Annotated in this window: 17 protein-coding genes and 1 pseudogene; 8 read left to right on the top strand and 10 right to left on the bottom strand. The window is 60.1% G+C overall.

Translation table 11 applies throughout. The features are described 5' to 3' along the window. Positions 1-41: 41 nt before the first annotated feature. The gene (locus AC0IYS_RS26985; RefSeq protein ID WP_471708806.1) at positions 42-1292 is read left to right on the top strand and encodes an IS256 family transposase; all 1251 of its coding nucleotides are present in this window, start codon (positions 42-44) and stop codon (positions 1290-1292) included. Positions 1293-1570: 278 nt separating this feature from the next. Here the strand turns inward: AC0IYS_RS26985 and AC0IYS_RS26980 are convergent, their stop codons facing one another. Then, on the bottom strand, positions 1571-1894 hold the full coding sequence (locus tag AC0IYS_RS26980) for a hypothetical protein (protein WP_471708053.1): 324 nt from the start codon (positions 1892-1894) through the stop codon (positions 1571-1573). Positions 1895-1953: 59 nt separating this feature from the next. On the opposite strand from AC0IYS_RS26980, the gene AC0IYS_RS26975 reads away from it, so the two are divergent. Next, positions 1954-2106, top strand: coding sequence for a hypothetical protein (locus AC0IYS_RS26975; protein WP_471708052.1), 153 nt, complete (start codon positions 1954-1956; stop codon positions 2104-2106). Between the two features lie 17 nt (positions 2107-2123). On the opposite strand, the gene AC0IYS_RS26970 is transcribed toward AC0IYS_RS26975, so the two are convergent. Further along, positions 2124-2426 carry a hypothetical protein gene (locus tag AC0IYS_RS26970; RefSeq protein ID WP_471708051.1) on the bottom strand — a complete coding sequence of 101 codons (303 nt, stop codon included), beginning with the start codon at positions 2424-2426 and terminating at the stop codon, positions 2124-2126. 233 nt (positions 2427-2659) lie between these two features. Here AC0IYS_RS26970 and AC0IYS_RS26965 point away from each other — a divergent pair. Both AC0IYS_RS26965 and AC0IYS_RS26960 read left to right on the top strand, forming a co-directional pair. After that, positions 2660-3262: pseudogene (locus tag AC0IYS_RS26965) on the top strand (DnaB-like helicase C-terminal domain-containing protein). A gap of 53 nt (positions 3263-3315) precedes the next feature. Then, entirely contained in the window at positions 3316-4662 is a 1347-nt protein-coding gene (locus AC0IYS_RS26960) for a TDT family transporter (protein WP_471708049.1), read from the top strand. A 10-nt stretch (positions 4663-4672) separates the two neighbouring features. Here the strand turns inward: AC0IYS_RS26960 and AC0IYS_RS26955 are convergent, their stop codons facing one another. The 7 genes from AC0IYS_RS26955 to AC0IYS_RS26925 form a co-directional block, all read right to left on the bottom strand. Next, entirely contained in the window at positions 4673-5263 is a 591-nt protein-coding gene (locus AC0IYS_RS26955; RefSeq protein WP_065306379.1) for a uracil-DNA glycosylase, read from the bottom strand. A 14-nt stretch (positions 5264-5277) separates the two neighbouring features. Next, positions 5278-6678, bottom strand: a complete 1401-nt coding sequence (locus tag AC0IYS_RS26950; protein ID WP_070245919.1) for a YncE family protein — start codon at positions 6676-6678, stop codon at positions 5278-5280. Continuing rightward, complete coding sequence (locus AC0IYS_RS26945) at positions 6665-7105, bottom strand: DUF305 domain-containing protein (protein WP_082488630.1); 441 nt, start codon at positions 7103-7105, stop codon at positions 6665-6667. Before AC0IYS_RS26945 ends, AC0IYS_RS26950 begins: the two co-directional genes overlap by 14 nt. Next, positions 7102-7908 (bottom strand): anti-sigma factor family protein, encoded by an 807-nt coding sequence (locus AC0IYS_RS26940; protein WP_056139889.1) that lies wholly within the window; start codon positions 7906-7908, stop codon positions 7102-7104. The genes AC0IYS_RS26945 and AC0IYS_RS26940 overlap by 4 nt, the downstream gene beginning before the upstream one ends. Then, positions 7905-8423 carry an RNA polymerase sigma factor gene (locus tag AC0IYS_RS26935; RefSeq protein WP_056139892.1) on the bottom strand — a complete coding sequence of 173 codons (519 nt, stop codon included), beginning with the start codon at positions 8421-8423 and terminating at the stop codon, positions 7905-7907. Before AC0IYS_RS26935 ends, AC0IYS_RS26940 begins: the two co-directional genes overlap by 4 nt. Positions 8424-8434: 11 nt before the next feature. Next, the gene (locus AC0IYS_RS26930; protein ID WP_056139895.1) at positions 8435-8866 is read right to left on the bottom strand and encodes a nuclear transport factor 2 family protein; all 432 of its coding nucleotides are present in this window, start codon (positions 8864-8866) and stop codon (positions 8435-8437) included. A gap of 88 nt (positions 8867-8954) precedes the next feature. After that, positions 8955-9839 carry a LysR family transcriptional regulator gene (locus AC0IYS_RS26925; RefSeq protein WP_056139900.1) on the bottom strand — a complete coding sequence of 295 codons (885 nt, stop codon included), beginning with the start codon at positions 9837-9839 and terminating at the stop codon, positions 8955-8957. Positions 9840-9939: 100 nt separating this feature from the next. Between AC0IYS_RS26925 and AC0IYS_RS26920 the strand changes: the two genes are divergently transcribed. Genes AC0IYS_RS26920 through AC0IYS_RS26910 form a run of 3 tightly spaced genes read left to right on the top strand, consistent with a single transcriptional unit; the run spans position 9940 to position 11770 of the window. Then, on the top strand, positions 9940-10950 hold the full coding sequence (locus AC0IYS_RS26920; RefSeq protein ID WP_056139903.1) for a YeiH family protein: 1011 nt from the start codon (positions 9940-9942) through the stop codon (positions 10948-10950). A 47-nt stretch (positions 10951-10997) separates the two neighbouring features. Beyond that, positions 10998-11255 (top strand): substrate-binding domain-containing protein, encoded by a 258-nt coding sequence (locus AC0IYS_RS26915; protein ID WP_229255202.1) that lies wholly within the window; start codon positions 10998-11000, stop codon positions 11253-11255. Further along, positions 11255-11770: a substrate-binding domain-containing protein gene (locus AC0IYS_RS26910; protein ID WP_307139974.1), complete on the top strand. Its 516-nt coding sequence runs from the start codon at positions 11255-11257 to the stop codon at positions 11768-11770. Before AC0IYS_RS26915 ends, AC0IYS_RS26910 begins: the two co-directional genes overlap by 1 nt. Positions 11771-12265: 495 nt before the next feature. Here the strand turns inward: AC0IYS_RS26910 and AC0IYS_RS26905 are convergent, their stop codons facing one another. Beyond that, positions 12266-12415, bottom strand: coding sequence for a hypothetical protein (locus AC0IYS_RS26905; protein ID WP_471705756.1), 150 nt, complete (start codon positions 12413-12415; stop codon positions 12266-12268). A 598-nt stretch (positions 12416-13013) separates the two neighbouring features. Between AC0IYS_RS26905 and AC0IYS_RS26900 the strand changes: the two genes are divergently transcribed. Next, positions 13014-13478 (top strand): hypothetical protein, encoded by a 465-nt coding sequence (locus tag AC0IYS_RS26900; RefSeq protein ID WP_471708048.1) that lies wholly within the window; start codon positions 13014-13016, stop codon positions 13476-13478. The last annotated feature ends 131 nt before the right edge of the window (positions 13479-13609 follow it).

Genomic DNA, 13609 nt, shown 5'->3' with positions numbered 1-13609 from the left:
TCATGAAATAATACCGAAAGGGATGTTCCATGACCGACACGATGACCACGAAGAAACCTCGCAAAAAGAAAGAGCCATATCCATTCCCAGTTGAGCTGATCGACCAACTGCTGGCCCAGGTTCAGGACAAGAACGCCGAGTCGATCCTCGGTGAGACTGGCTTAGCTGGCCAGCTCAAGAAGATGCTGGCGGAGCGAATGCTGGCGGCCGAATTGACGCATCACTTGGCCAACGAGGACGCGACCAGCAAGAATCATAGAAACGGCACCACGCCCAAGAAGGTGCTGGCACCGGGCGGAGAGCTGCACCTCGACATTCCACGTGACCGGCTGTCCAGCTTTGAGCCGCAATTGGTGGCCAAAGGCCAGCGGCGCATGCCGGGCTTCGATGATCATGTGATCAGCATGTATGCGCGCGGCATGAGCGTGCGCGAGATCCAGGGACATCTGCTGGAGTTGTACGGCACCGAGGTGTCGCCGATGCTGATCTCGACCATCACGGACGAGGTCATTGAGGAAGTGACCCAGTGGCAGCAGCGTCCGTTGGAGCCGATGTATCCCATCGTCTACTTCGACGCGCTGCGCTTGAAAATCCGCGACGAAGGCACAGTCAAGAATAAGGCGGTCTACCTGGCGTTGGGCATACGCGCTGACGGCCGCAAGGAAGTGCTGGGGCTGTGGATCGAGCAGACCGAGGGCGCCAAGTTCTGGTTGAAGGTGTTTAACGAGCTCAAGAACCGTGGGCTGGACGATATCCTGATCGCCGTCGTTGACGGCCTGCGCGGCTTCCCTGAGGCCATAGAGGCCGTCTATCCTCAGGCACAAATCCAGACCTGCATCGTGCACCTGATCCGCAACTCGACCACGTTGGCGTCGTGGAAGGACCGCAAAGAACTGGCGGCGGCTCTGAAGCCGGTCTACCAAGCCGCCAATGCCGACTTGGCTGCAGCGGCGCTGGACGAGTTTGAGGCGGGGCCGTGGGGGATGAAATTCCCGACCGTCGCAGCCATGTGGCGGCGCCAGTGGCAGCAGGTGATTCCGTTCTTTGCCTACCCGCCGGAGGTGCGCACCATTATCTATACCACCAACGCCATCGAGAGCCTGCATATGCGTCTGAGGAAGATCGTCAAGAACCGTGGGCACTTCCCCAGCGACGAGGCAGCGACCAAACTGCTGTTCCTGGCCTTGCGCAATATCGAAAAAGATTGGAAGATGCCGCAGCGGACTTGGAAGCTGGCGGCCAATCAGTTTGCCATCATGTTTGGCGAACGCTTCACGAACGCGATTAACTAAAACCCGGCCCCGCACACACAGAATTTCTTACACGTCCTTGCAAGTCCGGACTCCGTCTCGGCGCGTCGTCCTGTTCTCATTGCACGTACTTCGCCCCGCGCGTCGGCATCGGCTAAAGCGGATTCCGAGTGGGCACAGTTTTAGAGGATATTTCACATGTGCTTGTATGTGGTCATGTGTTCTATCACCAGCAATGCATAGGCGTACTTCGTTCGCCTTGAAAAAGTTTACCGCGCACCGATTGTCGCGGGAGCAAGCCACCCTAGAGGTGGCTTTTTCTATTTCAGTGCGCCGATCCTTTTTAGTTCGCGCTCCACCTCTTCTCTGCCCTCAAATTGCTTCTGATCGTAGGCGACGTAGAAGGACGGGAATCCATTGCCGATATCAAATGCGCAGACAGCTGCTTCCACACCAGAGCGCTGCGACGGATAGTGCTTTTCGAAGATCTTCTTGTATCGCTGCTCGGTGAGACTGTTGTGACCTACACGGCTCATAAAAGGGGCAGTGTCATCGGTGACATATCCGTGCGTTAATAGTCCTTCATGGAGGGCTGCGAATGCCGCTAGATCATCAATGAAGAGTTCAGTGAAATAGTCGCTCATATTTAAGACTGAGTTGTTAGAAAAATATCTATTCTACTCTAGAGAGATTGATACAACTCATGACCCAAGCGCTCAACTCAAGCAAGCAGCTGGTCCGCGACTACATGGACTCGCGCACGCGTTCGGATGACCCGCCGCCCACGCCGGCCGAGATCCGGCGCCAGCTGGGCTGGGACATGCTGCCGGCGAACCAGCAGCCCGGACCGGACTGACGCGCAATAGCGGCGCCCTACATCCAGAGTGCGATTGCTCTTTCCACGGGGCGCTTTAACACGGTTAACATGAACATCATTGCCGTTAGAACCACTGCATACGTCACGAGGCCGAACCTCCGCTGCTTTGTCGTCAGATCTCGTCGAACCAAAAGGTATCCCGAGTAGGGGGCCGCGAGGCATCCCATGAGCATGAAGGGAGTGAGCCATAGTAAGGCGAGGCTCTCGAATAGAAAGTCGATGATGACGTACCAGCTGACCAGTGGAACTGGAAAAGCTAAAAAGAGAAGAAGAATGAGTTTTAAAAATATGTAGTACATGGCTGCCTCCTAGGTAACTTATACATCTAAATTGGACGGCAATGTGCGTACATTGTCACGGCAACCTACTGCCATTTTACAAGTTTACTCAAACATCCTGTCAGCCTGATGCCCCATCGGCCTGAGCATCGCCGGCGAGCACAGCGTGATGATGTTCTCGATGGAGATGGCGAGCCAAGAGGTGGCAGGCCGCGCGCTGGCGAACCGTGGCCAGGTGTCGCTGGCCAAAGGCGATGGGCAAGATCGACGACGCCGACAAGGCCGCGTGGGACGGTATCTCGCACGGGTGCATTCGACTGGACGACGCGCGCTACGCCATCGACGACACTCCGGCGATCACGCTGCTCGAGCTGCGCCTGAAGGCCAAGGCCTGGAAGCGCAAGCACGATCTGGACGTGATCATCGTCGACTACGTCGACCTGATGTCCGGCGGCGACGGCGACAAGCGCACCGACTAAGTCGGCTCCTCTTCGCGTGGCCTGAAGGCGCTGGCCAAGGAGCTCGGCGTCACCGTCATCGCGCCGGCGCAGCTCAACCGCAAATCCGAAGACCGGGTCGACAAGCACCCGATGCTCTCCGGCCTCCGCGACTCGGGGGTGATCGAGCAGGATGCCGACGTTGTAATGCTGGTCCACCGGCCGGAAATGCACAAGCCGGATGCGACCGAGCTGCGCGGCTTCACCGAAGCGCTGATCCGGAAACAGCGCAGCGGCGCGCTGGGCGATGTCCACCTGCTATTCGACGGACCGACGGCCAAATTCTCAAGATGGTCGGGCCCGCCGCCATCGCCACTAAAAGCTGAATCGAACAGCGGCGTGTTCAACAACAAGCGATAGCGCGGCACAGTGCACAGCACCACCAAACCAAAACACATAGGGAGCAGCAAACGATGGACCAAGAAACTAAACAAGTGCAGCGCCGCCGGCCATCCCGCCGCTCGATCGGCACGGCGATCGCCTTCGCCATCCCGCTGGCCTCGGCTGGTACGTTGGCTACGATATGCTGGAGCGCGGTAGGGATAGCAACAACAATAGCAGTGCGAAGGTCTGCTTTTGGCCGAAAGCAGAAGTTCGTCGTCGCCAGTGTAACTCAGCAAGAAGCGGTGGATTTCGCTACTTCATGCCCTGTCGTCGCAGTAATTTCCAAAACGTCGCATCTATTTCGGAAAGTCACATTTGCGGCAACGATGGGCACCGGCATCTTGTCGCTCGCGCTCGCCCAACTTCCAGGCGCGCTCCCGGGAATGGCCCGCCTGGCCGAGGGACTTTGGCTTTTTAACATTGCGCTGTTCGTATTGTTTGCCGCGCTGTACAGCGCGCGCTGGGTCATGTTTTTCGACGAAGCGAAACAGGTGTTCGGCCATGCGACCGTCTCCATGTTCTTCGGTACCATTCCCATGGGCTTAGCTACAATTATCAATGGATTTCTCAGCTTTGGCGTGTCGCGCTGGGGCGCCGCCGCCGTCGCGGTGGCCGAAGCTTTGTGGTGGATCGATGTGGCCATGGCACTTGCTTGCGGCGTCCTCATTCCTTACCTGATGTTCACGCGCCAGCAGCACAGCATCGACCAAATGACGGCGGTCTGGCTGCTGCCGGTCGTCGCTGCCGAGGTTGCAGCGGCGAGCGCCGGGCTGCTTGTGCCGCACCTGCAGGATGGTGGCGCGCGCTTCACAGTCCTGATCACCGGCTACGTGCTGTGGGCATACTCGGTGCCAGTGGCGCTCAGCATTCTCGCGATTCTGTTATTACGCATGGCCCTGCACAAACTGCCGCACGAAAGCATGGCGGCATCAAGCTGGCTGGCGCTCGGGCCAGTGGGCACCGGCGCGCTCGGCATGCTGGTGCTCGGCGCCGCCGCGCCGGCGACGCTGGCGCCGTTTGGCCTGGCCGAGGTTGGCCACGTGGCCAACGGGATGGGCGTGGTGAGCGGCCTGCTGCTTTGGGGACTCGGCCTGTGGTGGATGATGCTGGCAACCCTGATTACGCTGCGCTACTTCAGGGCAGCCGTTCCATTCAACCTGGGCTGGTGGGGCTATACCTTTCCGCTCGGCGTATTCGCGGTCACCACGCTGCGTCTGGCGAAGGTGCTCGATTCGCTGTTCTTCGAGGTCTTCGGCAGCGCGCTGGTAGTGGTACTGGCAAGCCTGTGGCTGGTTGTCGCATGGCGCACCGCGCTCGGCGCTTACCGTGGCAACCTGTTCGTCTCTCCCTGTATTGCGTCGATGAACCGGCCCTGAAGGCCAACGTTCAGCGCGCCAGTTGCGCCGCGCGCGCCAGTGTCGCGACGATTTGCGGGGCCACAGTTGGCGACGTACAAACAGATAGCGGACTCGGATGAGGCATTTCCAGTACGATCAAGCCCGGCCGCCTGGCCTCGATGGCAGCGTGGGCCTGGCGGGCCGTGCGTCCGGCCAGCACGACCACCCGCAGGCATGGCAGGAGGTCCAGCACATCGCCTAGCATGGCGATGCCTGCGCGTACCGCCGCCACACCCAGGCGCGCCGGCGGAGCTTGCTCGTCGGCCAGCCAGGGCACGGTATTCCACAGCACGGTACGCGCACGCGCGACGGCGGCTTGCGCCAGGAAACGTTGAAGATTGCGCTGCGCAGGACCAGGATTGTCGCGCGAGACGAAGCGCGGGCGCATCGCATGGCGCGCCGGCGCTTCCAGCAAGATGAGAATGGACGCATCGGCGCCGCCGTCCAGCGGATCGAAGTACGGCAGCGCGCGGACGGCTGCGTGCGTGTCGACCCACTGGTTGAGCGCGACCACATGGGGAAGAGACAGCAGTTCGACGCGGCGTGCCAGTTCGGCTACATCGTCCAGCAAGGGAGCCACCGGCACGCCAGACGTCACTCGCTGCTCGCCAGCGCTGCCTGCTCCGCTCCGGCTGGCGTGTCGCCCTCCATCACCAGGATCCGGCTGGCGCCAGCCGGCTGCTGCGCCAGGCCCGGCCGCACGTCGCGCATGGGCCCAATGGCGGTACCGTTCGCCATGCCTTTGCCGTCAGTCTTGAAGCGACCCACCGGCGCGCGCTGACCACCGGCGTAGACGTTGTAAACAGTCTCCGGTTTCAGTTTGTACAAGAACACTTCCAGTGCATCGGTCACGCCCAGGCTGCGCACGACCACGAATCCTTTGGCGTCGCCGCGGGACTTGAGAGCGATATTGCTCGACTCGCCGTTCACACGCGGCACCAGGTTGCTGGTACCAGCACCGGTGGGCACGGCATGGGACACGTAGACAAGCGCTTGCGGCGCCTGGCCGGCCGCCACATGCGCGACGACCTTGTTGCTTGCGGTGTCGATCACGTCGACACCATCGCCGTTTTCGAGACCAACGTACACTTTGCTGCCGTCGTCCGACGCCCATGCGCCATGCGGCAAGGCCCCGGTCGGTATCGTCGCCATCAGTTGTGGCTGATCACCGGTGGAATAGACCTTGACGACATTTTCTCCGCCCACTGTCACGTAGGCTCTTGCGCCGCCAGCGTTCTTCCCGAACGCCAGGTGGTTGGTAATAAAACCGGTGTCGATGACGCCTTTGACTGTCAGCGTCGCCACGTCGATGCGGGTGACCTTGCCAACGTCCTTGTGCGTCATCCAGACTTCCTTGAAATCAGGCGTGAACTGCAAGAACGGCGAGAACGGGCTAGTGACAGAAATATGCTTGATCACTTTGGATGTTTTCATGTCGATGACATCGACGACAGGATTAAAGCTCGATACCACGAACGCCAGTTTGCCATCGGGATGGAACATCACCATGCCCGGACCACCTGTTGTCTGGATCCGGCGTTTTTCCTTGAAGGTGACAGGATCGATGACCGAGACGTAATCTTCGCCGCGTACCACGACCCAGACTTCGCGACCGTCCGCGGTGAAAAATCCTTCGTGAGGCGACCGCCCGATATAGGTAACGCCCTTGACCTTATTGGTGGCCGTGTCGATGAAGGTCACCGAATTGGAGCCATTCGATATCGCAATCAAGGTTTTATGGTCCGGCGAAAAACCCAGTCCATGAACATTCACTTGCCCCTTGTACAAAGGAGACAGGATGTCGGGCCGCTGATTACCCAACCGGATTTGTCCCAGCAACTGATTGGTGGATGGATCGATCACCGAAACGGTGTTGCTGTTCTGGTCAGCTGTATAGACGCGGTCCTGTGTGCCTGGCGCAGCCTGCGCAGTACCCATGGCAGCGACCGCAAGCGTCATGGCGAAGGTGAGCTTATTCAATTCAGTGAGTTGCATGAGAGTCTTTCCTGGTGTCTGCGTTGGTGGAATCGGCTCTTGCGCCGTGGGCTGCCTGGTAGCGTTGCAACCAGGCGCGCATTACATTGATTTCGTTCTGTTGTTCGACGATGATGCCTTGTGCCAGGTTGCGCAGTTCGCGGTCGTTACTGTGCACCAGGATGGCCTTGGCCATATCGATCGCGCCTTGATGGTGAGGAATCATCATGCTCATGAAGTCATGCGCGGGGTCCCCGGTTGTCGGCGCGCGTCGCATGCCGTCATCCATGATCGCCATGGCATCATCCGCGAGAGACGCATAGGGCCTGTCGCTACTGGCGATAAACGAGGCAGGCGGCGCAGTCGCGCCATGGTGGCCAGCATGCTGCGCCGAGACTGTGGCGGTGCAGCACCAGAGCATGGCGCCCAAAAAAAGTGAAAATTTCAAACCGGTCCCTCCAGTTGTTCATAGACGGCGCTGGCAACCCGTGCCAGTTCGCCCTTGTCGACGGCTGCGGACAGCGCATAGCCGAACTTCCCGTCGATCCAGTAAAACACGTTGACGTCGCCCTCTTTGGCGAACCGAAAGCCGGTGTCCTTGTTGCGCGCCTGCTCCGTCGACACGTACAGCGTCAGGCGCTGGCCAGCGCCGTCGTGGTACATGAATTGCGCTACCGGCCCGCTGGCCCCGGGCAGCAGGCGCCCGCCGATCAGTTCATAGCCCAGCTTGCCCAAATGCGGCGGACGGATCTTGCTGCCCATGCGCTTCGACAGCCAGGTCACCAACTGGTCTTCCTGGTCGGCGCGAATTTCCACTGGCCGGCGCACATCCGGGCTGTACACGGCATGGGCTATTGCGGCCTGGTGTGCCAGGCCGGACCACGCTGCCTGCTGATACGCGGGCGCTTGCTGCTCCATACGCGCCAGGGACTGGCCAGTTGCCGCGCCGCGCAAGCCCCAGCCGGCGCCACCGCTCACCAACGCGATTGCCAGGCCCGCCGCCAGCGCCTGCCATTGCCAGTGCCGGTTGCGCTGCGGCGTGGTGGCCGCTGCCATGGGCGCCGGGACCGGTTCGCCCAGCACCGGATCGAACAGGCGATGCATGGCGTCGTTCTGGGCCGCGTAGGCGCGCACGCGCGCAGCTTCCTCGGGGCGCTCTGCCAGGTAGGCGGCGACCTCGGCAGCGCGTGCTGCCGGCAGCACGCCGTCGACGTACGCGTGCAGATCGGCTTCAGTCACGGGCAGGTTCATTTCACGACTTTCAACGAGTTCACGCGGGCGCCGCCGTCCATCAGGCTGCGCAGCTTTTCGCGGGCGCGCGCGAGCCGCGACATGACGGTCCCGACCGGGATGCCGAGCGTCGACGCCACTTCTTCATAACGCATGTCTTCCAGCCCGACCATCAGCAGGATCGCGCGCTGTTCTTCGCTCAGCAGGCGCAGCGCGGCATCCATCTCGCGCACCTGGATGCCGACCGTGCTGCGATCCGCCAGGGCCGGCATCGGCGTATCATCGTCGAGCGGCTCGGTGACCAGTGCGCCGCGCCGTATCTGATCGATACGCATATTGTGCATGATCGCAAACAGCCAGGCGCGCGCGTCCGTGCCGGGTTGTAGCGCGGCGCGCTGGGCCCAGCCGCGTTCGAGCGTGTCCTGCACCAGGTCATCGGCCGCGGCGCGCTCGCCCACGAGCGCGCGCGCGTAGCGCCGCAGCCGCGGGACACACGCCAGCAACTCCGCGCCGGGAAGAAGGGGCAGGACGCTCATGGAACCAGTGATTACATCGCGCTGGCGGCCAGCTTCGGATCGATCTGCCAGGTTTCATTGACCAGTTTGCCGTCGCGGTAGGTCAGCACGTAGCGCACCTTGATGGAGGCCTTGCCGTCGAATTGCACTGCCGCCGTGACGGTCGCACCCTTCGGATTGACCGACTCGGACGCGCCCATAACGGTGACGCGCAGCGGGCCCATCGCGCCGAACTTGCTCCATACGGCGCCGATGGCGGCTGCACCGTCGTAGCTGCCGTCAAGCGGTCCACCAACCCAGGTCAGCCGCGCATTGTCGGCGTAATCATGCACGATGGCGGCGTGTTCACCGGCGCCAATGGCGGCGAAGTGGGCTTGCGCCATATCCAGCGCAGGCCCGGCAACAGCCGTGGTGGCGATGCCGATGGTGCTGGCCAACAGGAACATCAGGTGGGTGGTTTTCATGGGTGCGGTCCAGTACAGGTCAGGTTGAAAAACGGGCTTGCTACAGGTGCAAACGTCATTGCCCTGTTTTTATTCCATGTATTTGTATTTATTTTTTTGTGTTCATCAATTCTTCAAATGCCAGCGCCGCACGGCTGCGATGGCGTTCAGGATGACGCAGCATCGAGAACCCACGCGCCGGCAGGACCAGCGCCGCGCGCGCCAGCAGGCCCGCCTGAACATGCGATGCCACGACCAGTTCGGAAATCGCGGTGGCAAAGGGACCGGCCATCACCGCGCTGCGCACCGCCTCGTTGGACGGCAGGCTGAGAGCAACCTGCATTGCGGCGACCGGCACGCCCATGTCCGACAGCGCTTTCTCAAACGCCGAACGCGTGCCGGAACCGGTTTCGCGCAAAATCCATTGCGCCTGCACCAGGTCGGCAGCCGCCAGCGGCACCCCGGCGGACCATGGATGATCGGGTGCTACCACGACAACGAGCTGATCCTCCCCCACAGCTTCGATGGCCAGGGAGGGTTCGTCGATATCGCCTTCGATGAAACCGAGATCGGCGCCACCCAGCAGGATGGCCTGCGCCACGCTGTCGGTATTGCCCACTTCCAGGGTGAGGTCGATGGCCGGGTAGGTTTGACTGAATTGCACGAGCAAGCGCGGTAGCCAGTAACTCGCGATGGTCTGGCTGGCGTGGATTGCCAGCGTGCCGCGCCGCATCTGGCCCAGCTCCGACAACGTGTTTTCCGCTGCACGCGCGCTGGCCAGCGTGCGTTGCGCTTCTATCAAGAAAATCAAACCGGCGTCGGAGAGTTCGATGCGCCGTCCTATCCGATGGAACAGTGCCGTGCCATAGCGCTCTTCCAGGGCCTTGATCGATGAGCTGACGGCAGACGGGGATAGAAACAGCGCGGAAGCCGCCTGAGTAAGGTGCTGGCGTTGTGCGACTTCAACAAAAATGCGTAGCTGGTCCAATGTCATCGTTCGATCCAATCTAATGATTTGTCATTAATTATACGATGGACCGAACGAAATCGCCGTTCAATAATGCATGCACTAAATATCTGAACGAGAGTCGACCATGACATCCCACTATCAAAAATGCGCTCCATTTGTACCCGGCCTGTTACTGTGCGGCGCCGTCACGCTGGCCGCGTATGGGCTGGAAGCTGTAGAAGCCCATCTGTTCGGACGCGCGTGGCTTGAAAGCCTGGTCCTGGCGATCTTGCTCGGAACCGGACTGCGCACCGTGCACCGTCTCGATCAGCGGTTCGAGCCAGGCATCCATATGGGCGCCAAGCTGCTGCTTGAAATTGCCGTGGTGCTGCTGGGCGCATCCGTCAGCGCCGGCGCGCTGCTCGAAAACGGCATGGGACTGGTCGGCGGCATTGCCGGGGTAGTCGTGCTGGCAATTCTGTTCAGTTATTTCCTGGGCCGCAGCGCCGGTCTGCCGAAAAAGATGGCGATCCTGATTGCTTGCGGCAATTCAATTTGCGGCAACTCGGCGATTGCGGCGGTGGCCCCAGTGATCGACGCAGATGGCAAGGACGTGGCCGCCTCCATCGCCTTTACGGCGGTGCTGGGTGTGGTGGTGGTGCTCGGGTTGCCGTTGCTAGTCGGGCTGTTGTCATTCACGCCGGTTCAATACGGCGTGTTTGCCGGGCTGACCGTGTATGCCGTGCCACAGGTACTGGCGGCAACGAGTTCGGTGTCCGCAGCCAGCGTGCACATTGGCACCCTGGTCAAGCTGGTGCGCGTGTTGATGCTGGGCCCGGTCGTGCTGGTGTTGTCCTTGACAGGGCGCGGACGGGGAGGCGCCCGCCTGAACGTCGCGCACCTGGTGCCGTGGTTTATCGTCGGCTTCCTTGCATTGCTGGGCTTGCGCTCGCTGGGCTGGATTCCGCAGGCAGCGCTGGCGCCAGCGCACGTTGCCGCCAATTTCTTCACCATTATGTCGATGGCCGCGCTCGGCCTCGGCGTCGATGCCCGCGCTGTCCTGCGTGCCGGCGGCAAGGTTGCCGGGGTTGTCATTTTTTCGCTGCTCGGCCTTGGTGTCATCAGTTTCGCCCTGATCAAATTTCTGGGTGTTTAAGGACGTAGAAGTACGCCATCCATTTTCCAAAAACGAAAGAAAACGCCATGACATCACATCACTATTTGACCGCGGCGCGCTGCAGCCTTGTTGTTGCAGTCTCGCTCACCGCTGGTATCGCGTGTGCCCAGCAGCCGTTGCTGGTGTACGGCCCGGGTGGACCGGCTCCTGCGATGAAAGAGGCGGCGGCGGCATTCGAGCACGCGAACGGCATCAAAGTCACCGTCACGGCTGGCCCCACGCCGAGCTGGTCGACCACGCAAAACAGGATGCGGACATCATCTACAGCGGTTCGGAAACGATGATGACGGACTTTACGTTAGCGATGGGCGGCAAGATACAGGAGGCAAGCATTACCCCGCTATATATGCGTCCCCTGGCGATCCTGGTGCGTCCCGGCAATCCCAAGCACCTGCGCGGCGTGGCCGACCTGATGCAGCCCGGCGTGCGCCTGTTGGTGGTCAACGGTGCCGGCCAGAACGGCGTCTGGGAAGACATGGCTGGCCGCAAAGGCAGCATGGAGTCGGTGCGCAAGGTACGCGCAAATATTGCCAGTTACGCACCCAACAGCGCGAGCGCGCGCGGTACCTGGACCGCGCGCACCGACATCGACGCGTGGCTTATCTGGAATATCTGGCAGGTGTCGAACCCGCGCCTGGCCGACGTCGTGCCAATCGAACCTGATTATGCGATTTACCGCGATACCGGCGTGGCGTTGACTGAGCATGGCGCTGCCAACCCGCAAGCGAAGCAGTTCATCGCATTCCTGCAATCGCCGCAAGGCAGCGCGATCTTTGCCAGGTGGGGCTGGCAGAAATAATGAGCGCCGGATTGTGGGCCTGCGGCGGGTTTCAGTATATTCAGGTACCGCGTGCAGCGCGTCGCACGGCGGCGGTAACGATTCCTAGACAAAATGGACAATAACGCACCATCGCGCGGGGCGGTCGTGACCCAATCGCTTGCCCTGGCAGCGCCCGGTGCACTTGGAACCCTTTCTGGAGCTGCAGCCGCAGGGACTGCCACCGCATGGCGGGTCGTCTTCCAGGGGAGCGACGCCAACCCCATGAAACGGAATCTGACGCTCAACAATACTTGTAATGCGCAGGATGACCTAGGCGCCGACAACGTGAGGATCGAGGTCGTTGCGTTTGGCCACGGCATCGCGATGCTGATGGCCGACAGCGCTGTCGCCGAACGGCTAGCTTGTCGAGATGCTTGGCCAAGGTCGCCGGCGATAGCTCGCCCCTGCGGCGTTTGACTGGCTGGTCCCCTTGGCATTGAAAAAAAGTGTTGTCGGCAAGCCGCGCGCCCCTGATTAGCGCGCCATGGCGCCAATATGGTCGATCAGAACATTTTGCAGGACCATGCTTTTTTGGGAAAGACAGCATTTGAATGCCGGGGCAAAACCACCCTGATTAGCAAAGATGAAGACGACATCGCCACGCCCTGCCTGCGCTTTGGCCAAGACCGTCGTCTCTCGACGGCCGACGGGCACCAACTGGCCCACAGGTTCGCTACTACGGGCTTGCCGGACAGCGACAGTCCGCTTTTGGCCGAAAGCAGAAGTTGGTTTCGGGGGATTGTACCGTACAGGTATTTTGCGCGTCGGCAGGGTCTCTGTATGTATTACCCGGGGTCGTCGCCTTGCGAGACTTGCGCTTCTCGCGCATGGCCAACAGCGTAGGCAGCGGTATGCCGAACTGTTGAGCCAGGCTGCATATCTGGTCGATCGCACCCTGCCGGTCATGCTTCTCCCACTTCTCCGCTTCCTACGCGCATATACTTGTTGGACCGGCGTCACTTAACGCCATTCAACTAAATTAAAGGGCAGCGTCATGGATCGGAACAGCAACAATAGCCAAAGGGTTTTAGCTCTTATCAGGTTGATCTCTGAAGAACGATGGTACTTGGCGTCGAGGAACGGCGAAATGCGATTGCGAACCCCTCATTATTTCAGGAACAAGGAAGATCCGGGCAGAGGCGATAGGCACGAGTCCTGCATTGGCCATTGGAGTAAGACACTAGGTCATGAAATGCCGACTATATCAAGCGATGGTGTCCCAATGGATATGACAGACGTGGAAACTCTTCTAATGTATCCGATAGATGAGCAGGAAGACGCTTGGATGCAATCGTGGTCCATTATTGGCCCCGATAACTATTATGAAGAGTCACTACAGCAATTGGTGAACGAATTCGGCCCTTATTTCGTCTTGATGCCTGGAAAATACATAGCGACTTATGCCGCTATGCTTGAACAGGCCACTGGTGCATCAGTTCGCTACGGCCCGGTTCAATATTCGGATGATCCTATGAAGCGCTCCCTTACCGTGAAGGATTCGGAGTTTGCCTATCAGAAGGAATTTCGATTCTTCGTCGGCGAATGCTCCAAGTTCGAAACGCAGGATAAGGACATCCGCCTGAAGGGCATTAATAAAATTCTCTCTATTGGAGAATCGCTGAAATTTGAGACAGCAGGCAAAAAGACGTATTTCGGCCTCGGTCAGAAGACGATTATTTGCGCCTAAATCAGTAGGGCATCTCCGTGTGACTGCTTTTGGCCGAACGCGGCAGCCGCGCTGCTAGGATAGCAGCTTGCTTAGTTGCAAAATTCACCAATTCTCACATCAGACCGAAGACGTTCCAGAGAGGACTTTGG

It is taken from the genome of Duganella sp. AC237 (genome assembly GCF_979254035.1).
Note: the sequence above shows the minus strand (reverse complement) of the source record. Positions and strands in the feature narration are given on the sequence as shown.